Annotated in this window: 21 protein-coding genes and 2 rRNA genes (1 of these 23 cut by a window edge); 16 read left to right on the top strand and 7 right to left on the bottom strand. The window is 61.0% G+C overall.

Features of this window, described 5'->3' with window-relative positions; genetic code table 11:
* The 4 genes from MPN23_RS10670 to MPN23_RS10655 form a co-directional block, all read left to right on the top strand.
* A 23S ribosomal RNA gene (locus tag MPN23_RS10670) occupies positions 1-957 on the top strand; it begins 1986 nt to the left of the window's first position.
* Between the two features lie 45 nt (positions 958-1002).
* Positions 1003-1117, top strand: a 5S ribosomal RNA gene (rrf, locus tag MPN23_RS10665).
* A 770-nt stretch (positions 1118-1887) separates the two neighbouring features.
* Entirely contained in the window at positions 1888-2835 is a 948-nt protein-coding gene (locus tag MPN23_RS10660; RefSeq protein ID WP_243544189.1) for an SAM-dependent methyltransferase, read from the top strand.
* A gap of 53 nt (positions 2836-2888) precedes the next feature.
* A complete protein-coding gene (locus MPN23_RS10655; RefSeq protein WP_243544188.1) occupies positions 2889-4682 on the top strand; it encodes a 6-hydroxymethylpterin diphosphokinase MptE-like protein in 1794 nt (597 codons plus the stop codon).
* A 60-nt stretch (positions 4683-4742) separates the two neighbouring features.
* Here MPN23_RS10655 and MPN23_RS10650 read toward each other — a convergent pair whose 3' ends face one another.
* Together MPN23_RS10650 and MPN23_RS10645 are read right to left on the bottom strand one after the other, a co-directional pair.
* Entirely contained in the window at positions 4743-5129 is a 387-nt protein-coding gene (locus tag MPN23_RS10650; RefSeq protein WP_243544187.1) for a hypothetical protein, read from the bottom strand.
* Between the two features lie 194 nt (positions 5130-5323).
* On the bottom strand, positions 5324-5686 hold the full coding sequence (locus MPN23_RS10645) for a CGGC domain-containing protein (RefSeq protein WP_243544186.1): 363 nt from the start codon (positions 5684-5686) through the stop codon (positions 5324-5326).
* Between the two features lie 463 nt (positions 5687-6149).
* Between MPN23_RS10645 and MPN23_RS10640 the strand changes: the two genes are divergently transcribed.
* A complete protein-coding gene (locus MPN23_RS10640; RefSeq protein WP_243544185.1) occupies positions 6150-6719 on the top strand; it encodes a NifB/NifX family molybdenum-iron cluster-binding protein in 570 nt (189 codons plus the stop codon).
* Positions 6720-6798: 79 nt separating this feature from the next.
* Here MPN23_RS10640 and MPN23_RS10635 read toward each other — a convergent pair whose 3' ends face one another.
* Positions 6799-7560, bottom strand: a complete 762-nt coding sequence (locus MPN23_RS10635; RefSeq protein WP_243544184.1) for a substrate-binding periplasmic protein — start codon at positions 7558-7560, stop codon at positions 6799-6801.
* A 327-nt stretch (positions 7561-7887) separates the two neighbouring features.
* On the opposite strand from MPN23_RS10635, the gene MPN23_RS10630 reads away from it, so the two are divergent.
* A complete protein-coding gene (locus MPN23_RS10630) occupies positions 7888-8202 on the top strand; it encodes a tetratricopeptide repeat protein (RefSeq protein WP_243544183.1) in 315 nt (104 codons plus the stop codon).
* Entirely contained in the window at positions 8202-8945 is a 744-nt protein-coding gene (locus MPN23_RS10625) for an HD-GYP domain-containing protein (RefSeq protein WP_424450049.1), read from the top strand. The genes MPN23_RS10630 and MPN23_RS10625 overlap by 1 nt, the downstream gene beginning before the upstream one ends.
* A 38-nt stretch (positions 8946-8983) precedes the next feature.
* On the opposite strand, the gene MPN23_RS10620 is transcribed toward MPN23_RS10625, so the two are convergent.
* The 4 genes from MPN23_RS10620 to MPN23_RS10605 all read right to left on the bottom strand — a co-directional run bounded on the left by MPN23_RS10620 (position 8984) and on the right by MPN23_RS10605 (position 12009).
* The gene (locus tag MPN23_RS10620; RefSeq protein ID WP_243544182.1) at positions 8984-9718 is read right to left on the bottom strand and encodes a tetratricopeptide repeat protein; all 735 of its coding nucleotides are present in this window, start codon (positions 9716-9718) and stop codon (positions 8984-8986) included.
* Positions 9719-9822: 104 nt separating this feature from the next.
* A complete protein-coding gene (locus MPN23_RS10615) occupies positions 9823-10302 on the bottom strand; it encodes a TadE/TadG family type IV pilus assembly protein (RefSeq protein WP_243544181.1) in 480 nt (159 codons plus the stop codon).
* An 83-nt stretch (positions 10303-10385) separates the two neighbouring features.
* Positions 10386-11651: a VWA domain-containing protein gene (locus MPN23_RS10610; RefSeq protein WP_243544180.1), complete on the bottom strand. Its 1266-nt coding sequence runs from the start codon at positions 11649-11651 to the stop codon at positions 10386-10388.
* Positions 11623-12009: a TadE family protein gene (locus tag MPN23_RS10605; RefSeq protein WP_243544179.1), complete on the bottom strand. Its 387-nt coding sequence runs from the start codon at positions 12007-12009 to the stop codon at positions 11623-11625. Before MPN23_RS10605 ends, MPN23_RS10610 begins: the two co-directional genes overlap by 29 nt.
* A 241-nt stretch (positions 12010-12250) precedes the next feature.
* On the opposite strand from MPN23_RS10605, the gene MPN23_RS10600 reads away from it, so the two are divergent.
* The 9 genes from MPN23_RS10600 (at position 12251) to MPN23_RS10560 (ending at position 21179) form a co-directional block, all read left to right on the top strand.
* Positions 12251-13627, top strand: coding sequence for a sigma-54-dependent transcriptional regulator (locus MPN23_RS10600; RefSeq protein ID WP_243544178.1), 1377 nt, complete (start codon positions 12251-12253; stop codon positions 13625-13627).
* Between the two features lie 509 nt (positions 13628-14136).
* On the top strand, positions 14137-14337 hold the full coding sequence (locus MPN23_RS10595; protein WP_243544177.1) for a Flp family type IVb pilin: 201 nt from the start codon (positions 14137-14139) through the stop codon (positions 14335-14337).
* A gap of 150 nt (positions 14338-14487) precedes the next feature.
* Positions 14488-15033 carry an A24 family peptidase gene (locus MPN23_RS10590; RefSeq protein WP_243544176.1) on the top strand — a complete coding sequence of 182 codons (546 nt, stop codon included), beginning with the start codon at positions 14488-14490 and terminating at the stop codon, positions 15031-15033.
* Between the two features lie 15 nt (positions 15034-15048).
* On the top strand, positions 15049-15861 hold the full coding sequence (gene cpaB, locus MPN23_RS10585) for a Flp pilus assembly protein CpaB (RefSeq protein WP_243544175.1): 813 nt from the start codon (positions 15049-15051) through the stop codon (positions 15859-15861).
* Positions 15862-15870: 9 nt separating this feature from the next.
* Positions 15871-17292, top strand: a complete 1422-nt coding sequence (locus MPN23_RS10580; protein WP_243544174.1) for a type II and III secretion system protein family protein — start codon at positions 15871-15873, stop codon at positions 17290-17292.
* A gap of 14 nt (positions 17293-17306) precedes the next feature.
* Positions 17307-17591 carry a hypothetical protein gene (locus MPN23_RS10575; protein WP_243544173.1) on the top strand — a complete coding sequence of 95 codons (285 nt, stop codon included), beginning with the start codon at positions 17307-17309 and terminating at the stop codon, positions 17589-17591.
* Between the two features lie 11 nt (positions 17592-17602).
* A complete protein-coding gene (locus MPN23_RS10570; RefSeq protein ID WP_243544172.1) occupies positions 17603-18787 on the top strand; it encodes a CpaE/TadZ family protein in 1185 nt (394 codons plus the stop codon).
* A complete protein-coding gene (locus MPN23_RS10565; protein ID WP_243544171.1) occupies positions 18784-20208 on the top strand; it encodes a TadA family conjugal transfer-associated ATPase in 1425 nt (474 codons plus the stop codon). The genes MPN23_RS10570 and MPN23_RS10565 overlap by 4 nt, the downstream gene beginning before the upstream one ends.
* 2 nt (positions 20209-20210) lie before the next feature.
* A complete protein-coding gene (locus MPN23_RS10560; protein WP_243544170.1) occupies positions 20211-21179 on the top strand; it encodes a type II secretion system F family protein in 969 nt (322 codons plus the stop codon).
* Positions 21180-21328 lie beyond the last annotated feature (149 nt).

The raw sequence follows: 21328 nt of genomic DNA, 5'->3' as shown, positions 1-21328 counted from the left end.
TCGGGTAAGTTCCGACCTGCACGAATGGCGTAACGATCTCCCCACTGTCTCAACCAGAGACTCAGTGAAATTGAACTTCCAGTGAAAATGCTGGATACCCGCGGAAGGACGGAAAGACCCTGTGCACCTTTACTATAGCTTGACATTGGTATTTGGTTTATCATGTGTAGGATAGGTGGGAGACTTTGAAGCGTGCTCGCTAGTGTGCGTGGAGTTACCCTTGAAATACCACCCTTGATGATCTAGGTATCTAATCCATTGCCGTTATCCGGTGTGGAGACAGTGTCTGGTGGGTAGTTTGACTGGGGCGGTCGCCTCCCAAAATGTAACGGAGGCTTGCAAAGGTTCCCTCAGGCTGATTGGAAACCAGCCGTCGAGTGCAAAGGCATAAGGGAGCTTGACTGTGAGACAGACATGTCGAGCAGGAACGAAAGTTGGTCTTAGTGATCCGGTGGTTCCGAATGGAAGGGCCATCGCTCATAGGATAAAAGGTACGCCGGGGATAACAGGCTGATCGCGTCCAAGAGTTCACATCGACGACGCGGTTTGGCACCTCGATGTCGGCTCATCACATCCTGGGGCTGAAGCAGGTCCCAAGGGTACGGCTGTTCGCCGTTTAAAGTGGTACGCGAGCTGGGTTTAAAACGTCGTGAGACAGTTTGGTCCCTATCCTCCGTGGGCGTAGGAGAATTGAAGAAGGGTTGCCCCTAGTACGAGAGGACCGGGGTGAACGAACCTCTGGTGTTTCAGTTGTGGCGCCAGCCGCATTGCTGAGTAGCTACGTTCGGAATGGATAACCGCTGAAAGCATCTAAGCGGGAAGCCAGCTTCAAGATAAGTTCTCCCTGGACTTCGGTCCCTGAAGATCCCTTGTAGACTACAAGGTTGATAGGCCGGATGTGTAATCGCAGCAATGCGTTTAGCTAACCGGTACTAATAGATCGTGCGGCTTATTGAACATCAAAAGGAATTCTCTCTTCCCCCTATTGACTATATATTTTGCCTTGGTGCCCAAAGAGGAGAGGGTACACCCGATTCCATTCCGAACTCGGTAGTTAAGCTCTCCTTCGCCGATGATACTGCAGACTTATCTGTGGGAAAGTAGGTCGGCGCCAAGGCTTTTCTTTTCAGAAAGGCCCCTCATGCGAGGGGCCTTTCTGCGTTTGGGGGGCAACGGCAAGCAGCATGGAATCGAGCGCCCCGTCTCCCCTGACGCACGAGCTGTCACCCGGCAGGAGCGGCCGAGGCGTGAACCTTGGGGAGCATGCGCTCTTCCTGCGTTCTCGGCGGCGTGCCGGGCAAGGTGACGGTCTCCGGCCATCCGTCATGCTTATGCTGTGCCTCCATGCGAGCTTGCCGGGAATCCTGAACGGAAGGCACTCAATTGGGAGCGTTACAGGAACGCGGAAAATCTGGGGAAGAACCATGGCCGCCTCAGCCGCATCGCCTTTTGCCCAATCCGAAGCGCACGGCTCGCGTTTATGGAGACAGGACCGTTTGCTGTGTCGTCATCGCCTTCCGACGTGCCAGGCCTGTCCCGGCTCTTCCACGGCAGGGGCAATTGTTGGCCGTTGGGACGCGCCCGACATGCCCGACCTTGCCGTGCCTTCTGAACGCTGAGGGGGGGCTGGAATGGCGGAAGGATGGGGGAGAGACTGCCGAGGGGCCAGGACGCCTTGGCAGCGGAATGATGCTCTTCCAATGGTCGCGTCATGAATCGGCGTTGCTTGCCTACTTGTTCTTTCCTCGCTTGAGGGGAGAGGGGCAGGTGGAGAGTTCGTGTTGATTGCGTGATCTTTTTGCCAAAACGGTTTTCAATGCCTGTGCCGTTTGCTCCGATCCGAAATAATCCTTTACAAAACCCCTTGCCCCTGCTTGAACTCCCGCCGTGTCGAAAAGAATAACTGCATATCTCGCGCCGCGCGGGTTCACGGACGAGTTGGTCCACGAACTTGGCGGCAAGCGCGCCGGGCTGACCGTGCGCGACAGGCTGGTGATCAAGCCGGGCGCTCCCGAGCATCCGGCGTGGGCCCAGAACATCTGGTTGAATCCCCGCTTTCTGTCTCTTTCGTCCATTGATGACGGCGTGCGTCAGCTTCTGGCCATGCGGCAGCACTGGTTTCTGCATTCCGTGGGCAACCATCGTGAAGCCGAGCTGATCCGCGACAGGCTGCCCAGATTCCGCAACCGTCGCATTCCCTTTGGTGCGGCAACTCCGGAAGCATCGCCCGGTGCATGGACCCTGTGGGAACCGGGCAAGATTCTGGCGTCCCCGGAATGCTCCAGCCCGTTTCCGAATGGCGAGGTCCATTTTCAGGAAGACAGGGAGAATCCGCCCAACCGCGCCTATCTCAAGTTGTGGGAAGCGTTCACCCTGCTTGGCGTTCGGCCGCAGCCGGGCGAACTCTGCCTTGATCTGGGCAGTTGCCCGGGCGGGTGGTCCTGGGTCGTGGGCGAACTGGGCGCACGCGTGTTCAGCATCGACAAGGCTCCGCTCGATCCGGCCATTGATCGGCACCCCAACGTCCAGTATTGCCAGGGCAGCGGCTTTGCCCCGGATCCGCGCCACATGGGACGCATCGATTGGCTGTTCAGCGACATGGCATGCTATCCGGAACGGCTGTACACGCTGGTCACCCGCTGGATCGAAATTGGCGAATGCCGCAATTTTCTGTGCACCGTGAAACTGCAGGGCAAGCCTGATCCAGATTTGCTGGCCCGGTTCAAGGCTATCCCGGATTCCCGGCTGCTGCACCTTTCCTGCAACAAGCATGAGCTGACGTGGGTACGGCTGGAGAACGGGAATTTCCCGGACTGGATGCCTGCTCAGGCGTGATCCTCGGGGATAGCGGTTGACACGGCCTTGCCCGAGCGTCTACTTCTAGCACCATGTCCAAGGAAATCAGGGTGCTCAAGGAGCTGGGGCTGCTCACGCAGAGCCCGGAAAGCGTGCCGTCGCAACATGGCAGGCCGTTTGGCGCGGAACATGTCTTTTCCGGTCACAAACCGTTGTGGCGATTCTGCAATCCGAAACTGGAATCGCCGTTCACCCCGGAGATGCGGCAATTGCCCGTGTACCGGACCCTGCCTCCGGACTCCACGTTGGAAAGCGCGGTTCGCGAAACCCGTTTCCTCGTTTTTTTCGGAGCCGGAGATTCCCCGGAGCTGGAAAAAGCACTGGCCATGCCCGGCACCATCAAGCTGGTTTTCGAGCCGGACGAGGCGCATCTTGCCCAATGGCTCGCCTTGCGCGATACCCGCGAGTTCATGAACAAGGGGGTATTCTTTTTTAGCGGGAACATGGACGCCCTGCCGCAACCGCTGCTCTGGATTCTTCCTTCCGCTTTGGCCAATTCCGGATTTCCCGTCTTTTTCGTGCAGAACGGGTTTGAGGAGGCACTGCCAGGCCAGGCGGACCGCCTGATTCATCTCATGGAACTGTTCTATTACCGCAATCGGATATATCCGGCTCAGGGGCAGGAGTTTATGCGCGGCAGACCGCATAGGCCCCTGGCCATGCACGCCATCTACGACCGTGTGCTGCATTTCTACAGAAACGTGGTGGCGCAGACCCGTGCCGGGACCCTGAACGACCTCAGGGAGGCCACGTCCGGGGCCACGGCCATGCTCGTGGCGGCAGGGCCGGAGCTGGATCAGCGGCTGGACTGGGTTGCGGAAAACGCGGACAGGGCCGTGACCATTGTGGTGAACAATGCGCTCAAGCCGTTTCTTTCCACGGGGCTGGAACCGGATTTCGTGATCATCAATGATACCTCGCTGGATTCCGGCCGGGCGTTTGCCGGGCTGAAGCCGCTTCGCCGTACCCGTCTGGTGGCGCACGCCCTGAGTTCCACTGGGGACGAGGTGTTTCCGGAAATCTATTTCTTCGGGACCGACGGCACGGATTTCCTTCCGCCCAGAGATTCCCTGCTGCTGCACGGGTCGGTGATCACCACGGCCTTTTCCTTGGCCGAATATCTGGGATGCACCAGAGCCGTGCTCGTTGGCGCGCAATTGTCCTCTCCCGATCCCTACAGGTTGAGCTATTCGGCAAGGAGCCAGTACGGCAATGCCAGCTCGCAACCCCGGGAGCTGATCGACAAATTCCCTCAGCTGTATCCGGCCCGTGCCGCCGATGGCGAGACCGTGTTCACTTCACTGAATTTCTATGATTCGGCCGTCTGGTTTCGGGATCGCATCCGCATGTCGAATGTGGAAGTGATCAATACTTCGCAGGCAAGTCTGATTCACGGCTCGGGAGTCGTCATGGATTCGGCTCCCCGGCTGGAAGCCGATCCGAGTCTCCGGGAACAGCTTTCCCGTGTCTCGCCGCATGTGCCCGAGCATTCGCGGGAACGTATCGCCTCGCATCTTCGGCGGGAGCATCGCAAGTGGCGCGGCGTGCAGGACATGAGCGTGAAGATGCTGGCGATTCTGGAAGCCGGGGGTGAAAAGGGGCTGGAGCCTGCCCGGGAACTGATCCGGATATACGACGGGGACAACACCTCGTTCATGCTTCAGCGTTTCGGCGAGTTCAGGAACCTCGTCTTCCACAAGCGATTCTTCGAAGGGGCCATGGCTGCGGATCAGGTGGCTGGCGCACTGTACTATTTCGGATTCCTGAAGCAGATGTGCGGCGCGCTCATGAAGGAGCTGGAAGCCGGATTGTCGCGGCTGGGCTAGCAGCCCGAGCGCAATCTGTTGCGCCGTTCCCCCTTGTGCGGGAACGCTTTTCCGATGGCGCTAGGCCGGTTCCGGCGTGCCGAGCAGCCAGCCAAGCGCTTCCTGTTCCGTGAGGAATGTGCGGTAGGAGATGGCCCGGTTTCGGGCCAGGGTTTCCAGCGTGCGTTCCTTGCTCTGGTTCTTGCAATGGATCAGGCTGCCGATCTTGATCCCGTGGCGCTGCACATGGGCCTTGTCCAGACGTTCGGCCACCAGAAACTTGTCGTAATAGTCGTTGGTGTCTTCGAGCTGGGTACGATCCAGAAGAATCCTGTTTTGCTGGTGTGTCAGAGCCATGTCCAGAATGTATCTGGCGGATTTCACCATTTCCTCAAGGCAGGAATGTGTGCCGCGCATGGCGATGCGCAGAAATTTCTCTTCGATATCCAGTTGATATTTCACAGACATGATGGTGCCGTTGGGTTGAGAATGAACGGCGGCCCGAGAGGTCGGTGTCGCCTGCAGCCGAAATCGGCGTACTCCAATCGTTCGGCTCGGTCAATGGTTTGCCTCCGGTTCCCGAACGCATTGTGTGGCGGGCAGAATCAAAAAGCGGGCCGTTTTTTTCGGCCCGCTTTTTTTTGTCTTCATGCTGTACGGAGCTATACGTAGATTTTTTCCGGGACATAGGCATGGCAACCCATGACCACTTCGCAGCCGGATTTGACCTGAATCTTGGTGACCAGATCGTCGGCATGGGGACAGTGGTCGGCGATGCACGGAGCAATGTGCACCTTGGTGGGCATTTCGCCCAGAGGCATGTTCCAGAGCTTCACCTGAATCAGCCGGGGGACGATGCTCGCCCCGGGGCAGCCGCCGCAGTTGAGCAGGCCCAGCAGTTCCGCATCCTCGCCGTAGCGTTCGAAGGCGCCTTCGCGACGGTTGAAGGCCACCATGCAGCGGGAGCACCCGATACAGACGTCGTCCATGGTGTTCTTGCACCCCACGATCAGAATCTTTTCCATGTGTCTCTCTCCTTGGCAGGTTGAACAGAACCGGCTTGGGCCGGGCGGTCACGCGACAGGTCATGCCGTCGGGCCGCTGCCCGTCGGGCCGCTGCCCGTCGGGCATGGAGATTCCTCCTGCGGCTCATGCAGAGGCTGCCGCGCAAGAAGATTGCGCAACAGCCCTGCACGGTTGATTGCGGCGACACGATCGCCGCAGGCTGAGCCGATTCGCTTGTGGAGGCGGATTCGCAAAGTGTAGCATGGGGTATGCCAGAGGCTAACAGACCGAAATCGCGTTGATTCATGTTGCGATCTTGGATGAAAATCAGAAAAAGGACGCAGAATGCGCCCTGTTTTTCATGGAAAAAAAGCATCCTGCGCCTTGAAAATGATTTGCAAGACAGGATTTCAAGCGGTTACGTGCTGGCATGGCCGGTGCTAGGGGACAGGTGTAACCTGTAACTTTGAAGAGGTTGATTCGATGAAGATCGCTGTAAGCGTTCAGGGCACGGGACCGGCCGATCCCGTTGATCCCAGATTCGGCAGATGCTCCGGTCTGGTGGTGTTCGACACCGAAACCGGCCAGCATGTCTACGTGGACAATTCCGGCAACATGAGTCTGGCGCAGGGCGCGGGCATCCAGACTGCCCAGCTCGCCGCCGACAATGGTGCCAATGTCGTCATTTCCGGTCAGGTCGGGCCCAAGGCGCAGAATGCGCTTGAGCAGGCCGGGATCGCCATTTATCAGACGCAGGCCGCCACAGTCCGGGAGGCCATTGACGAATATCTCGGCAATGCTCCTGCTTCGGCTGGATCGAACGCGACTCCTGCGAATGCGGGGCAGGGCTTCGGCGCTGGTCAGGGCATGGGCCAAGGCATGGGCGGCGGTGGTCGCGGCATGGGCGGCGGAGGCCGTGGCATGGGCGGCGGAGGTCGCGGCATGGGCGGCGGCGGCCGTGGCATGGGCGGCGGCGGTCGCGGCATGGGCGGCGGAGGCCGTGGCATGGGCGGCGGAGGCCGTGGCATGGGCGGCGGAGGCCGTGGCAGATAGTTTTTTGCAAACGGATTGACAGTGCGGCGGAAGGAAGAGGGGGCCTTCCGCCGTTTCCTTTTAAAGGAGAGAAGGGGAATCAGTAGAGACGGAACGGAAAATATTTGAGACAGATGGCGGCGAAGGAACCGTCGACCCGGATTTGGCGTATGGCCTGATTGAGTTTTTCCACCAGTTCGGTCTCGCCCTTGCGCACGGCAATGCAGGCGGGGGCGTGGGCGAACTGGGATTTGGACAGGGCCGGGCCGACCATGTCGAACGCGTCCGTCTTCTGGTTGTTGAGGAACTCGAAGGCGGCGAGGAGTGGGGTCAGTACCAGATCCGTTCTTCCGGCCAGCAGATCGTCGAATCCCTGATTCATGGTCGGGGTTGCCCGAATCGTGCAGACCTTGCCGTAGTTCTTTTCAAGATAGGCCAGTTGCGCCGTGCCCTGCTGGGAACAGAGCACCAGTCCGGCAAGCGCTTCGGGAGAGATGTCGTGGCCCAGACTGACGCGGCCCACGAATCCGGTGATGGATCGGAAATAGCAGTCCGTGAAGTCTGCGACAGCCTCCCGCTCCGGTGTGCTGGCCATGCAGGCCACGATGATGTCGTACTCGTCCCGCCCGAGGCCGGGCAGCAGGTCGTCCCAGGCTTTTGCCGTGATTCTGGCAGTCATGCCCAGAACCCGGGCCAGTTCCCGGCCCACGTCCACGTTGAAGCCCGCAGGCCGATCCAGCGAGTCGGCATAGCTGAACGGCGGGTAATGATCTTCCACTGCGATGCGCAGGATGTCGTCCGCCAGAGCCGATCCTGTCAGGACGAGCCAGAGCGCCGTCATCCACCCGAGAAATTGCGCCACGCTGATTCCTCTTTTTGTGTTTGGAAAAGCATATACATTCCTTCATTTTTTTTCCATATGCGGCGGACAGCTTTTTTTCATTTCAAAGTATCGCCTGCAATTCCGGTTGGTTGAAGGAAAAGTATCGATTTGCTGTCTTTCATGAAAGAAATAACTTGAAAATGAATTTCAATTTCATTACAACAGAGGCCATGCGGAAAGCGGAACAATTCCATTTGCCTGTTTCAAGGGGCGGCGTTGCCCTGTGCCGAGGCCTGTCTTCGGAGCGATGTATTCCACCTGCTTTGCATTGGCAAAGCAGGACATTTGCAACAATGGAGAAAGACAATGGGACAGCTTCGAACTCTCGGCATGTTGAATCGCGAAGGTATGAGCGCCTGCCATGAGGGCAGGATGGAAACCGCACTTTTTCAGCTCGATCAGGCCCGTTCCATGGCTCAGGCCATGAAACTGCCGCTGCATGAGGCGAAAATACGCAACAACATGGGCTTGGTGCATCAGCTTTCCGGCCGGACTTCCGAGGCACGGGCCTGCTTCATTCTCGCGCTGAAGGCAACGGGCCGCGAGGCGCCGGACAGCGTGCTGCATCGCGTCATCCGCACCAATCTGGACCGCCTGGGCGGAAAGGCGGAAGCCGCCTGATGTCCACATTGCCTCCTGTTGTCCGGCCTGCGGTTCTGGCGGGCCGGACAGATGTCTCTTCCTCTCTTCGCCGCGACATGACCCGTGCCGTGTACGGGCTGGTCGAACCCAGGACTGCCGCCGCAACGGTCATTCACCAGTTCGCGGAATCCCTTGGCGCTGCCATCGACGCCAAGGACCCGCACACCAGCCTGCATTCCGAGGAGGTGGCGGAAATCGCGCAGCGCATAGCTCTGGCAATGGGGCTTTCCCCGGGCGTTGCCGACCTGATCCATGTTGCCGGGCATCTGCACGATATCGGCAAGATCGGCGTGCCGGACGCGGTGCTTGGCAAGCAGGGCCCTCTGAGCGTCGCGGAATGGAAGCTGGTGCGCCGTCATCCGGACATGGGCGCGGAGATTCTCGACCCCGTGCCGTTCTTTAAGGATACCGGAATCGTGGACATGGTGCGCCACCATCATGAACGGTGTGATGGCAAGGGCTATCCGGGCGGATTGCGTTCCGCCGGCATTCCCCTTGGCGCACGCATCATCGCAGTGGCGGACTCCCTTTCCGCCATCCTTCAGGATAGGCCCTACAGGGGCGCCCGATCCTTTGAGTCGGCCTGCCTGGAAATTCGGCACTGCTCCGGGACGCAGTTCGACCCCATCGTGGTGAACGCGTTTCTCAAGGTGAAGGATGAAGTGAAGGCCATGATGAAAGGGCTGCGCGGCAATGCGCCTGCGGTCGTGTCCCGGAGTTGAGCTGGCACAGGCAGGCCGGGACAATGCCAGCGTCGAGGTCAGGCTGCGGAATGGGCGCGGCAGTACTTGAGGAATTTCTGCGCTTCCACGAAGCCGGGATTGATGTGCAGGGCTTTTTCCAATGTGGTAATGCAGTTGTCGCTCAAGCCCTTGTCGAAATAGACCCGGGCAAGGTTGAAATAGACGTTCTCGTCGGACTCGTTTATTTCGAGGGATTTCTTGTAGTAGCGGATCGACTCGTCGTAGTGCCCGTTCTTGCGCAGGCTGATGCCGAACTTGTTGAATCGCTGGCGGTGCACGTAGGAGAACGCCTCGTCAAGGCCGAGCAGGGTGTTCAGCACTGTGGCGAGCTTGCGGAAGTCCTTCTGTTCGGAATAGACCTCGCCGAGACCGTAGTTGGCTTCGACGCTTTTGTCGTCGATCATCAGGGCCTTGAGAAACTGGCGTTCGGCCTCGTCCAGATTCCCCGAGGCAAAGGCTTCCTCGCCCATGCGCAGCTTGCGAGCCAGGGATTCCAGAGCCGGGACCGTATGGATGCGGTAATAGCTGGGTTCCGGGGTGTATTGCTTGAGAAAGTCGATTTCGGAAAGCGTACTGCGCACGCCGGAAGGCACATGGTGGGTATTCAGGGGTTGGACCTCGAACGTGTCCGGTGCTGTCTGGCGTGCATACCAGTAGGTCACGTTTTCGTGCCGTTTCTGGGTGCCGCCCGTGCCGATTTCCGCGTCCAGTTGCAGCGAATACACGCCGAGAATCTGGGGATATTCCGACAAAACCGTTCTCCGTGGCCTGATTGTTTTCCCTGTTGCGCCGGGAGTCGGCGCTGGAAGAAACGTATATCGAATCGAGTGTAAAAAGGCAATGATAATCAGGCATGTCAACGGTTGCCGGGCGATCGGCATGGCTTCCACGGTTCGTTGCGCTTGCGCTCCCTGCCGGATATGCGGATGGATTCGGGCAGAAACGCGCTGATTACCGGAATGGACGGCGCATGATCGCAGGCCACGGCCACCTCCACGAGATCGCAGGGCGCGCCCGGATCGCTGTCCACACCGTCCCCGTTCGCGTCAAGGTCCGGCCACGAGCGCACGGAAACCGTCACGGTTTCCCGGGGAATCCCACTCGTGGCTCGGAGCGCGGTCTCCCGGATGCGTTCCAGCCTGTCGCCCTGTTCCACGCCCTGTCCCGTGGCCGCGAACCGTGCGCCCACCTGCGCAGCCTTGTTCACCGCCAGCCACGAATGCAGCATGCTGCCGGTTTCGATCAGCCCCAGAGCGAGCACCACTGCGGCCGGGAACAGCAGGGCGAATTCCACGGCGGCCATGCCACGTCGGAACGTGCTTTTCCGTTGTCTCATGATTTTCTCCCGGCAGACTGTCCGAATACATCAATTCATGCGGTTTCCGAACAGTCTGCGTTCCTGTTTTCTGCAACTGGCTGCTAATGCAGCAGTCGCCAGCCGAGCTGCTTGCCAATCTGCTTGAACACGTCCGGAATGTCGTACACGGACGGGGCGTCGAAGTAGTGGTCGTCCGTGCCCGGCGTGCTTGAGGCCACGGCCTTCATGAGTGCCACGTCCGTATTGTCCGAGTTGCCGAATCGGATGCAGAAGATTTCCACGCCCGCATCCCGGGCGAGCTGCGCTTCGGCCAGCATGGCCTGATTCAGCACGCCGTCGTCCTCGCAGTGTGCATCGTCGCGGCCCATGCCGAACCAGGCGTTGGTCCAGTAGTTGTTGGGCCGGTAGCTGGCCCGGTACGGCCCGCCGCATTCGCCGTCCTCGTTGTCCCCGTCCGTGAGCAGGATCATGATCTTGCGGAATTCGTCCCTGTCTCCGGCCTGATCATAGGGGGGCTCGGGCGTGAGCATGTGTCTGGCCCACTTGATGCCCTCGGGAATGATCGTGCCCGAAGCCGCGCCCGTGGCTGTCTGCGATTCCACTGCCGCCATGATCGCGTTTCTGTCCTGCGTCAGGGGCATGGATTCCGGGATGCTGGAGCAGGTGTCCAGAGTGATCCGGCTGCGATAGTAGTAGGGGAGCTGCCAGTACATGGACATGAAATCCTCGTGGATGCCCGAGTTCAGGCTGTTGTCCGCATTGCGGCAGCCCGCAGGCAATCCGTCCACGTCTTCGCCCACGCGTACCTTGCCCCGGAAGGGCACCAGCCCGACCTTGGTGGCCGGATGCGCATTGGTCGGGATGAGCAGGTCGATGAGTTCGCAGCTTGCCTGCTTGACCAGATCGATGGGCGTGCCGCGCATGGACCCGGAATTGTCGATGGCGAACACCACTTCCAGATTGTTGAACCCGGCTGCGGCCTCGGCCGTGACCGTGCGGTCGGCCAGCCCCAGAAAGCCCAGCAGGAGCAGTTTCACGTCGGCGCTGGCCCGGACCACCACGCTACGCACCTCGCTGCCCGGGGATATCCCGTCCAGCATCGCGTCCGGGAAGTTGGTCTGCACCATGTCCTCGGCTGCCCGGGCAACCACGCCTTTGGACAGGTCCGGGTCGTAGGGCAGTTCCAGACTGCCGGCGAGCGCGCCCGCGTCCACGGCAGCCTGAAGCCGCGTATGGGTCAGGTACAGATTGCCCAGATCAAGGACCAGTCCTGCCACGGCCACGAGCACCGGGATGAGCAGGGCCACGACCGTGCTGGCTGCACCATGTCTTCCGGATTCACGGCAGGGGCATTGTGGTGCGCGCATGAAGCTGGAAGCCCTGGTCTCCCATGAGCGCATCCAGTGACTCGCTGCTGCCGAACGGCTGGTAGTCATAGGAAACCTCGACGGTTACGGTTTTTCCGGTCTGGTCCGTGGTCACGGTGGCCACGGCGCTGTTTCCGTGCAGGGAATCCGTGAGCGCGGCGACCAGCGGTTCCACATTGTGCCCGTTGCCTTCCATGAGCACGAGGCGCGCGCCTTCGCGGCTCGCTTCCACCAGCGTGGAATAGGCGCGCATGGCATTGGCCCCTTCCAGCATGGTCAGCAGCAGGATTGCCACCACCGGAAGCATGAGCGCGAGTTCGACTGCGGCCATGCCTTTTCGTGATTTTCCTCTGTTCATCTCCTCTCCCTGTTCGCTTCTGCGAATCCATTTCCCGTTGAGCAACCCATGTGCCATTTTCGTGGATCGCGGAAATGTGGATTGCCAACATCCCGGAAAGAAAACGAATAAAAAGTTTGTGACCTTTTTCAGGTCATATTCGTATATTATTTGTTACGCCCGGAAATCCATTTTTAATGGAACAAGATGTTCGGCCGCCGTACCGTGAAGGTGTGGTCATGAACGCAACAAGGATGGCGAAGTGACGGAAAGGATTCTGGTGGTCGATGACGACCGCGCTTTTCAGGGCATGCTGGTGGAAGCCCTTCTGGACAAGGGATACGAGGTGGACACCGCGCCCACTGCCGAGGAGGGCATTCGCAAGGCCGGACGCGGCGGGTTCGATCTGATCCTGCATGACATCAAGCTGCCGGGCATGTCCGGGCTGGACGCCCTGCCGCATCTGGCCGAGGCTGCACCCGGCGTGGACGTGATCGTCATGACCGGCTACTCGTCCAAGGATTCCGGGGTGCGTGCCATGCAGCACGGAGCCTACGATTATTTCACCAAGCCCTTCAGCCTCGGGGAAATGGAAGTGGTCATCCGTCGCGCTCTGGAAAAACGCCGCATGCAGCAGGAGCTTGCCCGGCTCAGGCAGTCTGGCAAGGACAGTCCGCTGGGGGCCATCATCGGCCAGAGCCCGCCCATGCTTGCAGTCAAGGAACGCATTGCCCGCATTGCGGAACTGGATGCGGACGTGCTGGTTACGGGCGAGACCGGAACCGGCAAGGAGCTCGTGTCCGACACCATCCACGCCCTGAGCCGTCGGGCCAAGGGACCGTTCGTCAAGATCAACTGTGCGGCCATTCCGGAAAATCTGCTGGAAAGCGAACTCTTCGGTCATGAAAAGGGCGCGTTCACCGGGGCCACGGCCACCAAACAGGGCAAGTTCGAACTGGCCAGGGGCGGCTGTCTGCTACTGGATGAAATCGGGGACATGCCCCTGCATCTGCAACCCAAGCTGCTTCGGGCCGTGGAGCAGAAGCAGGCCGAACGTCTTGGCGGGGCCGTGCCCGTGCACTACGACGTGCGTATCATTGCGGCCACGAATCAGGAATTGGAGCAGCGCGTGGAGGACGGGGAGTTCCGCAGCGACCTCTATTATCGTCTGAATGTGGCGACCGTGGTGCTGCCGCCCCTGCGCGATCGCAAGGAAGATCTGCCGCTTCTGGCCGAGTTCTTCCTGCAACGCGCCAACCGGCGTCTGGGCACGGACATTGCCTCCGTATCCGCCGGAGCCATGGAAATCTTCTACAACTACGGCTGGCCCGGCAACGTGCGCCAGTTCGCCAATGCGGTCGAGCGGGCCGCCATCTTCTGCAAGGGAACCGCCATTACTCCCGCGGAAGTGGACCTTGCCTTTTCCAACAAACAGCCTGAATCGGCGTCTGCACCCACCCTCAATACTTCCCTGCCGCTCAAGCAGGCATTGCAGGAATATGAACGCAACCTCATCTCCCATGCCCTGCGCTCCACGCACGGCATCCAGACCGAGGCCGCAACCCTGCTCGGCATCTCGCCCAAGAACCTCTGGAACAAGCTCCGCAAGCACGGCATGGACCCGGCTGTCTATCGATAGAAGTGGAAAACTGTTTTCGAGCCACCCGTTTCGGGAATTGGAAGAGGCCGGAGACATGTCCCGACAGGGCATGGCTCCGGCCTCTTCCAATTCCCGAAACATATGGGGATCCAAGGGGCCTTGCTCCTTGGCGGGTCTGGGCAGCGCCCAGCCTCCCGGGAGGGTCGCCGAAGGCATGCCTGATTGGAAAAATGGAGTGATCCACGAAAAATGGACAATTTCATCCTGCCGTGATCCAAGGATTTAGTGCTTTAATCCGACTTTTTTACTCCGAAACTGCGCTCTAGAAAAAATGGATTCCGGGTTCGGGGAAAATGGCTGGATTTGGGACTCCTGCCTGAAAGACAAAAAAAATCATCTTTGGTTGCGGTTGGTTGAATGGAAATTCCACGGAGCGGTTCTGCTTGTGGCACACGGGTTGCTCATAGGGGGGGCAAGGCTGATGCGAAAACCGCATGAAGAAAAATTTCCGTTCAGGGAAACAAATCGGGAAACCAAGGAGAAGAATCATGTTGATGCATCTGATCAAGAGTGAAGAAGGCGCCACGGCTCTGGAATACGGTCTGATCGCGGCTCTGATCGCGGCGGCCATCGTGGGCGCTGTCACGGCTCTGGGCACGCAGGTGACCAATACCTTCAATTCCATTGCCAACAGCATGAGCGGCGCCACATCCAGCGGCACCGACACCGGCACCGAGACGACTCCGTAGGGAGGCCGCGCAACGCGGAAAAGGCTCGAAGCAACAGAAGCAGCCAGAAGCGCCGGGGCTTGCGGGTAGAAACGCCCCAGGCCCCGGTTCTGTCTCCGAAGGGGAAAGCGGAGACGGACGCGGCGGACGGCAGGATCATTCGGGGGGGACATGGAATATTTCGTCACCTTGGTGCTGGCCACGGCGCTTGTCGTGAGTTCGGTCACTGATCTCCGGGATCAGCGCATCCCGAATCTCGTCACCTATCCGCTCATGCTGGCGGGCCTGATCGTTCACGGAATCGTGAGCGGTCCGGACGGACTGCTGTTCGCGGCCAAGGGGTTCGGCCTCGGTTTCGGCCTGATGGTGGTTCCCTTTCTTTTCGGCATGATGGGCGCGGGCGACGTCAAGCTCATGGCCGGGATCGGCGCATGGCTCGGCCCGGACGCGCTGTTCACCGCTTTTCTGTTCACCTGTCTGGTGGGCGGGGTGTACGCCCTGCTGGTCATGGCTCGGGACATCGAGCTGCTCAAGGCGGTCCTTGCCAATATCTGGCTTTCCTTTCTGTTTCTGCTGACCATTCGTCGATTCCGGTACGCTCCGGTCAGGACCGAAAAGCCCATGCCGAGGCTCTGCTACGGCGTGGCCATTGCCGTGGGCACCGGAATTTCACTGGCGGTCAACGCGGCGCAGACCGGCTCGCTGCTGGGCGCATAGCAAGGGAGGCACGACATGAGCAGGACAGCAAGAGCATTCATCCCCATCATTCTGGCGCTGGTGCTGGCCGTGGTGGCCGGGCTGCTGGTGTTCCGCTGGATGCAGAACATGGCGACCCGTCAGGCTCCGGCTCCGCGCGCCGCGACCATGCCCGTGGTGGTGACCAAGGTTGATCTGTCCCGGGGCGCGACATTGAACGCGGACATGCTGGAAATACGGCAGTTCCCCAAGGATGCGCGACCCGCCGGGGCGTTTTCCGAAATTTCCGGGCTGGAAGGGCGGATGCTTCGCGTGGACGTGGGCGGAAACGAGGCCCTGACCGACCGCAAGCTGGTGGACCCGGCTCAGGGCAACGGGGTTGCCGCGCTCATCGAGCCGGGCAAGCGCGCCATGTCGGTCAAGGGCAACATGGTCATGGGACTGGCCGGATTCGTGCGCCCGGGCGATCGCGTGGACGTGATCGTGACCCTGCGCCGGGGCAACGGGGAAAAGGCCGTGACCAAGCTGGTGCTGGAACGGGTCAAGATCGTGGCCACGGGCACCATGCTTCAGGCCCCGGATCAGGGAAAGAGCCGGACCGCGCCCGTGGACGTGTACACGCTGGAACTCACTCCGGCCGAGAGCGAACGACTGGCTCTGGCCGCAACGCAGGGCACCCTGCATTTCGCCCTGCGCAATGCGGATGACGAGGAGACCGTGCTCACCTCGGGCGAGACCGTGCATTCCGCGCTGTCCGCGTACAGACCCGCTCCCAGAGGTCGGACCGGAACCGTGCGTCCGCGCGTGGAGATCATTTCCGGCGGCACCAGAAAGACCGTGCGGTTCTAGGAGGCGGCCATGAATGGAATGAAGATGATGATCATATGCCTGCTTCTGCTCCGGGTTCTTGCGACTGCCGGAATCGCAGGCGCGGGTGACGTGAATACCGAGACTCCGGACGTGATCCGGCTGGTGGCGGGCAAGTCCACGGTGCTGAACACGGAAAGCCGTGTGACCCGCGTGACCCTGGCTTCCGAGGACCTCGCCCATCTGGTGGTGCTGTCCCCGCGGCAGATCTATCTTGCCGGGAAGAAGATGGGGTCCACGACCCTGACCCTGTGGAACGGCAGCACGGTCGCCAATGTGTATGACGTGATCGTGACCCCGGACGTGACCCGGCTCAAGCGGCTGATCCACGAGATTCTGCCGAACGAGCGCAACGTGCAGGTTCTGTCCTCGGGCGCATCCATCACTCTTTCCGGGGCGGTGTCCAGCACGGCCAACCTCGGCACGGTGCTGTCCCTGGCCGAGGCCGAGGCCCCGGGCAAGGTGGCGAACCTGCTCAAGGTGGACGGCGTGCATCAGGTGCTGCTGGAAGTCCGCGTGGCCGAGATGAGCCGGGTGGTGACCAGGCGCATGGGCATCAATTTCGCCTACATCGGCAGCAATTTCGGCGTGTATTCCTTTCTGAACAATCTCACTTCCATAGCCTCATCCACCGAGACCACCATCGGGCTGACAAAGAACATCAATGCCGTGGGCGCGTATGCGTCCGGCTCCACGCAGGTCATGGGCTTCATCGACGCGCTCAAGGCCAACGGGCTGGTCCGGATTCTTGCGGAACCGAACCTGTCGTGCATTTCCGGGGAAACCGCGGAATTTCTGGTTGGCGGCGAAGTGCCCATTCCCAAGCCCGGCATGATGGGGCAGGTGGGCATCGACTACAAGCCGTTCGGTGTGGGGCTCAAGTTCACGCCCACGGTGCTGGGATCGGGGCGCATCAATCTTCAGGTCGGGCCCGAGGTGTCGGAACTGGATTCGTCCAAGGGCATCGAGTTCAGCGGCTACAAGATTCCGGCCATCTCCACCCGCAGGGCCAACACGGTCATCGAGATGGGCGACGGCCAGAGCTTCGCCATTGCCGGGCTGATCAGCGAATCCACCAAGAACGACGTGCACCGTTTTCCGGTGCTGGGCGACGTGCCCGTGCTCGGCACCCTGTTCAAGAGCAACGAGTTCCAGAACAACAAGACCGAACTGGTCATCATCGTGACCGCGCATCTGGCCAAGCCGGTCGATCTGGCGAAGCAGGTCTATCCCACGGACGGGTACAAGGAACCGAGCGACTACGAATTCTACATGCTCGGCCTGCTGGAGGGGCGCAGGGAATCGGGTGGCGAAGGCAGGAGCGGAAAGACGGTCCGGCAGTCCGGCGCGGAACCCGTGGTCCGGCCCGAATCCGGGTTTGACGGCGAATTCGGCCATGCATGGCCCAAGTGACCGAGGAGGACGACATGCGCGCAATCACGATCCTGACGATGCTCATCGGCCTGCCTGTTCTGACCGCCTGTTCGGTCATGCAGGTGGAGCGCGAGGAAACCACGCCGCCGTTCGGCTCGTCCGTGCGATCCACGGTGCAGTCCCAGTACGTGAACCCCGAACCTGCGGGCGACGCGCCCGTGACCGGCATGGATGGCCGATATGCGGACAAGGTGTTCCGCAACTATGAAAAGGGACCGTCCGGCAACGGCAAGCAGACATCCGGCGGACTGCTCGATGCTCTGGTCGGGGACAAGTAGGGGAGGCGATCATGAATACCCGGATCATACCCGTGACTCTGGCGCTCGTGGATGCGGAAGAGCGCAAGCGGCTGGAACGCATCATCTCGGCCAACTGCATGGTCCGTCTTCAGGACGAGGATGCGCCGGACATGGGCGTGCTCGTGTATGAACCCGGGCCGTCCGTGGACGAGGACCTGCCGCACATCATTCAGGCGCTGGAAAGCGGGCAGGCCGACGACGTGTACCTTGCCGGGCGCGAGGCCGATCCGGATCTGCTCATCCGGGCCATGCGCGCGGGCATCCGCGAATTTCTCAGGTATCCGGTGGCCGAGGAGGATTTTCGGGCCGCGGTCATGCGCACGGCGCTGCGCCTGAATCAGGACGAACCCGACGCGGCGCACGGCAGGATCATCACCTGTCTGGGCGGCAAGGAGGGGCAGGGGGCCACGACGCTGGCCGTGAATCTGGCGTGGGCACTGAACCGGGAGGAGCCCGGGGCAACAGCCCTGCTGGACCTGCGCACTCCGGTCGGGGAAGTGCCGCATTTTCTGGATTTGCGCCATGAATACACCTGGGGCGACGTGGTCGAGGACATTTCCCGGCTGGACCCCACCTATCTGCAATCAGTCATGGCCGAGGGCCCGGACGGGCTGCACGTGCTGCCCGCCCCGCGCGACGGCGAACGGCCCGATCCGCAGGCCCTGTTCATGATTCTGGCCCAGCTCCGGCAGAACTACGCCCATGTGGTGGTGGACGCGGCATGGCCCGGCGAGGACGGATTGCCCAAGGAAATCGAGGAAGCCGACACCGTGCTCGTGGCTTTGGGGCTGACTTTGCCCGCACTGGCGCGCGCCGGGCGCATGCTGACCGTGATCCGGTCTCTGGACCCGGATGCGGACCGCAGGATGCGCGTGGTGGCGAACAGGGTGCTCGGGGATTCGTCCATTTCCGTGGAAGAGGCCGCAGACGTGCTGGGCAGGGCCATCGACTGGACCGTGCCCGACGATCCGGTCGCGGTGCAGGCCGCATTGAATCAGGGCGCGCCCGTGTTGCGTCTGTTTCCCAAGTCTCCGGCCTCCCGCGCCGTGAACCGCATTGCCACGGCCCTGCGTCCGCCTCGGGAAGGGAAGCGGTCCGGCGGCCTGTTCTCCCTGTTTGCCCGGCTGGGGCGCAGGCGGTCCGAAACCGGTGAACCCGCAGGAGCGGCATCATGAATCTTGCTGAACGACTCAATCGCGGCAGGCAGGCGTCCCGGCCCGCAAAGCCGGAAAAGGCGTCGACCAGACCCGGCAACAGGCCATCAGGTCGGCAGGGGACCGGGCAGGGCTCGGCCAAGGCCGACCAGTCCGAACATTTCTTCGAGATCAAGACCCGGGTGCACGACAGGCTCATCGACATGCTGGACCTGGCCCTGCTGGACTCGCTGGCCGAGACCGAGATGCGCGCGGAAATCGCCAAGGTGGCCGAAGGGCTGCTGTGGGAGGAATTCCAGAATGCGCCCCTGAATCTGGCCGAACGCAAGCGCATGCTCTCCGAGATTCAGGACGAGGTCATCGGTCTCGGTCCCATCGAGCCGTACATCAAGGACCCGACCGTGAACGACATTCTGGTCAACGGGTATTCCCGCATCTACGTGGAGCGTTCCGGCAAGCTGGTGCTGACCCCGTCCCGGTTCAAGGACGACGACCATCTGCGCAAGATCATCGACCGCATCGTGTCCCGGGTGGGCCGCCGCATCGATGAATCCCAGCCGCTGGTGGACGCGCGACTGCTGGATGGCTCGCGCGTGAACGCGGTGATTCCGCCGCTGGCCATTGACGGGCCGTCCCTGTCCATCCGCAAGTTTTCCAAGGACCCGCTGGAAGTGGCCGACCTGATCGGATTCAACTCCCTGACCGAGGACATGGCGCTGGTGCTGGACGGCATTGTCAAGGCGCGGCTCAACGTGCTCATTTCCGGCGGCACCGGTTCGGGCAAGACCACGCTGCTGAACTGCCTGTCCCGGTTCATTCCCGAGGACGAGCGCATCGTGACCATCGAGGATGCGGCGGAATTGCAGCTCAAGCAGGATCATGTGGTGCGGCTGGAGACCCGGCCCGCCAACATCGAGGGCGAGGGCGAGATCACCCAGCGCGAACTGGTCAAGAACTGCCTGCGCATGCGGCCGGACCGCATCATCGTGGGCGAGGTCCGCAGCTCCGAGGCGCTGGACATGCTTCAGGCCATGAACACGGGCCACGACGGTTCCCTGACCACGGTACATGCCAATACCCCGCGCGACGCGCTCATGCGGCTGGAAACCATGGTGTCCATGGCCGGGCTGAATCTCGGCAACCAGTCCATGAAGCGGTACATCGCCTCGGCCGTGGACGTGATCATTCAGGCAACCCGTCTGGTGGACGGGACCAGAAAGGTGATCAGCATTCAGGAAGTGGCAGGCATGGAAGGCGACGTGATTACCATGCAGGAAATTTTCGCCTACGAGCAGACCGGAGTCACTCCGGACGGCAAGGTGCAGGGCTTTTTCACGGCCCGGGGCGTGCGGCCGCGCTTTGCGCAGAAGCTGGAGCGCATGGGGCGTTCCCTGCCAGCGGACATGTTTCACACGCAGCCCCCGGCCGGGGCGGGGAGGTAGGCATGTACTGGATCGCGGCAGCCGTCATCGGATTCGTGGTCTTTCTGCTTGCCGTGGGCGTTTCCGCGCTCATGCGCTCGGGCAGGGAGGAACGCGGCGAAAAGGTCCGCGCCCGGCTCAGGACGCTGGCCATGGAATCCGTGGACGCGCCGGGACCGGACGTGCTGCTGCGCCATTCCGCATTGAGCGACGTGCCGTGGTTCAACCGTTTTCTGGAGCGCATGCGCTGGGCCGCGCACGTGGAAAGGCTGATCCGCCAGTCCCGGGCCAAGGGGTCGGCCGGCGCGTATCTGCTGGCCTGCGCCCTGCTCGGCATGATCGGCGTCTATGTCGGACTGGTCGTGATCGGCAAACTGTTCGGTCTGATCATCCTGACCTTTCTGCTGGCCCGGGCACCCATCTGGTATCTCCAGCGCAAGCGGGACAGGCGCATGCTCCATTTTGCCCGGCAGCTTCCCGAGGCGCTGGACCTCATGGCCCGCGCGCTCAAGGCCGGACACACCTTTGGCGGGGCCGTGCGCATGGTTGCCGACGAATTCGACGATCCCATTGCCGGGGAGTTCGGCCAGACTCTGGACGAGATCAATTTCGGACTGGACCCGGACCGCGCCCTTCAGAACCTGCTGGATCGCGTGGATTGTCCGGACCTCAAGTTCTTTGTGGTGTCCGTGAACATCCAGCGCGAGAGCGGCGGCAATCTGGCCGAGATCGTGGGCAACATCGCCCGGCTGGTGCGCGAACGGTTCGCCCTGTTCGGCAAGGTCAAGGTGCTGTCCGCCGAGGGCCGTCTGTCCGCCCTGATCCTGTCGGCCATGCCCTTTGGCATCACGGGCCTGCTGTATCTCATCAACCCCGGATACATCAGCCTGCTCTGGACCACAGATCTGGGTCGTTCCATGGCATGGGGCGCGTTCTGGTCCATGTGCGTGGGCATCTGGGTGATTCGTCGCATGGTCAGAATCAAGGTGTAGGAAACTGATGAAAAACGGCGATCTGCTGCGTTGCTGCAAAAAATCCAACCTTTCGCGCATTGCGTCATGCGCGTCGGCCTTGAATTTTTTTCGCGCCTTGCATCTCACCATTTCTGATCAGTTTGCAGGGAAGACTTTGAACCCGCATT

Source organism: Pseudodesulfovibrio tunisiensis (genome assembly GCF_022809775.1).
Taxonomy (GTDB): domain Bacteria; phylum Desulfobacterota; class Desulfovibrionia; order Desulfovibrionales; family Desulfovibrionaceae; genus Pseudodesulfovibrio; species Pseudodesulfovibrio tunisiensis.
This window is presented reverse-complemented; position numbering and strand designations above follow the sequence as displayed.

Excerpts from the sequence above, each read along its gene's own strand:
- MPN23_RS10655 (WP_243544188.1), top strand. The coding sequence starts at position 2,889 with ATGTCCAAGGAAATCAGGGTGCTCAAGGAGCTGGGGCTGCTCACGCAG.
- MPN23_RS10650 (WP_243544187.1), bottom strand. The coding sequence starts at position 5,129 with ATGTCTGTGAAATATCAACTGGATATCGAAGAGAAATTTCTGCGCATC.
- MPN23_RS10645 (WP_243544186.1), bottom strand. The coding sequence starts at position 5,686 with ATGGAAAAGATTCTGATCGTGGGGTGCAAGAACACCATGGACGACGTC.
- MPN23_RS10640 (WP_243544185.1), top strand. The coding sequence starts at position 6,150 with ATGAAGATCGCTGTAAGCGTTCAGGGCACGGGACCGGCCGATCCCGTT.
- MPN23_RS10630 (WP_243544183.1), top strand. The coding sequence starts at position 7,888 with ATGGGACAGCTTCGAACTCTCGGCATGTTGAATCGCGAAGGTATGAGC.
- MPN23_RS10625 (WP_424450049.1), top strand. The coding sequence starts at position 8,202 with ATGTCCACATTGCCTCCTGTTGTCCGGCCTGCGGTTCTGGCGGGCCGG.
- MPN23_RS10615 (WP_243544181.1), bottom strand. The coding sequence starts at position 10,302 with ATGAGACAACGGAAAAGCACGTTCCGACGTGGCATGGCCGCCGTGGAA.
- MPN23_RS10610 (WP_243544180.1), bottom strand. The coding sequence starts at position 11,651 with ATGCGCGCACCACAATGCCCCTGCCGTGAATCCGGAAGACATGGTGCA.
- MPN23_RS10605 (WP_243544179.1), bottom strand. The coding sequence starts at position 12,009 with ATGAACAGAGGAAAATCACGAAAAGGCATGGCCGCAGTCGAACTCGCG.
- MPN23_RS10595 (WP_243544177.1), top strand. The coding sequence starts at position 14,137 with ATGTTGATGCATCTGATCAAGAGTGAAGAAGGCGCCACGGCTCTGGAA.
- MPN23_RS10590 (WP_243544176.1), top strand. The coding sequence starts at position 14,488 with ATGGAATATTTCGTCACCTTGGTGCTGGCCACGGCGCTTGTCGTGAGT.
- cpaB (WP_243544175.1), top strand. The coding sequence starts at position 15,049 with ATGAGCAGGACAGCAAGAGCATTCATCCCCATCATTCTGGCGCTGGTG.
- MPN23_RS10580 (WP_243544174.1), top strand. The coding sequence starts at position 15,871 with ATGAATGGAATGAAGATGATGATCATATGCCTGCTTCTGCTCCGGGTT.
- MPN23_RS10575 (WP_243544173.1), top strand. The coding sequence starts at position 17,307 with ATGCGCGCAATCACGATCCTGACGATGCTCATCGGCCTGCCTGTTCTG.
- MPN23_RS10570 (WP_243544172.1), top strand. The coding sequence starts at position 17,603 with ATGAATACCCGGATCATACCCGTGACTCTGGCGCTCGTGGATGCGGAA.
- MPN23_RS10565 (WP_243544171.1), top strand. The coding sequence starts at position 18,784 with ATGAATCTTGCTGAACGACTCAATCGCGGCAGGCAGGCGTCCCGGCCC.
- MPN23_RS10560 (WP_243544170.1), top strand. The coding sequence starts at position 20,211 with ATGTACTGGATCGCGGCAGCCGTCATCGGATTCGTGGTCTTTCTGCTT.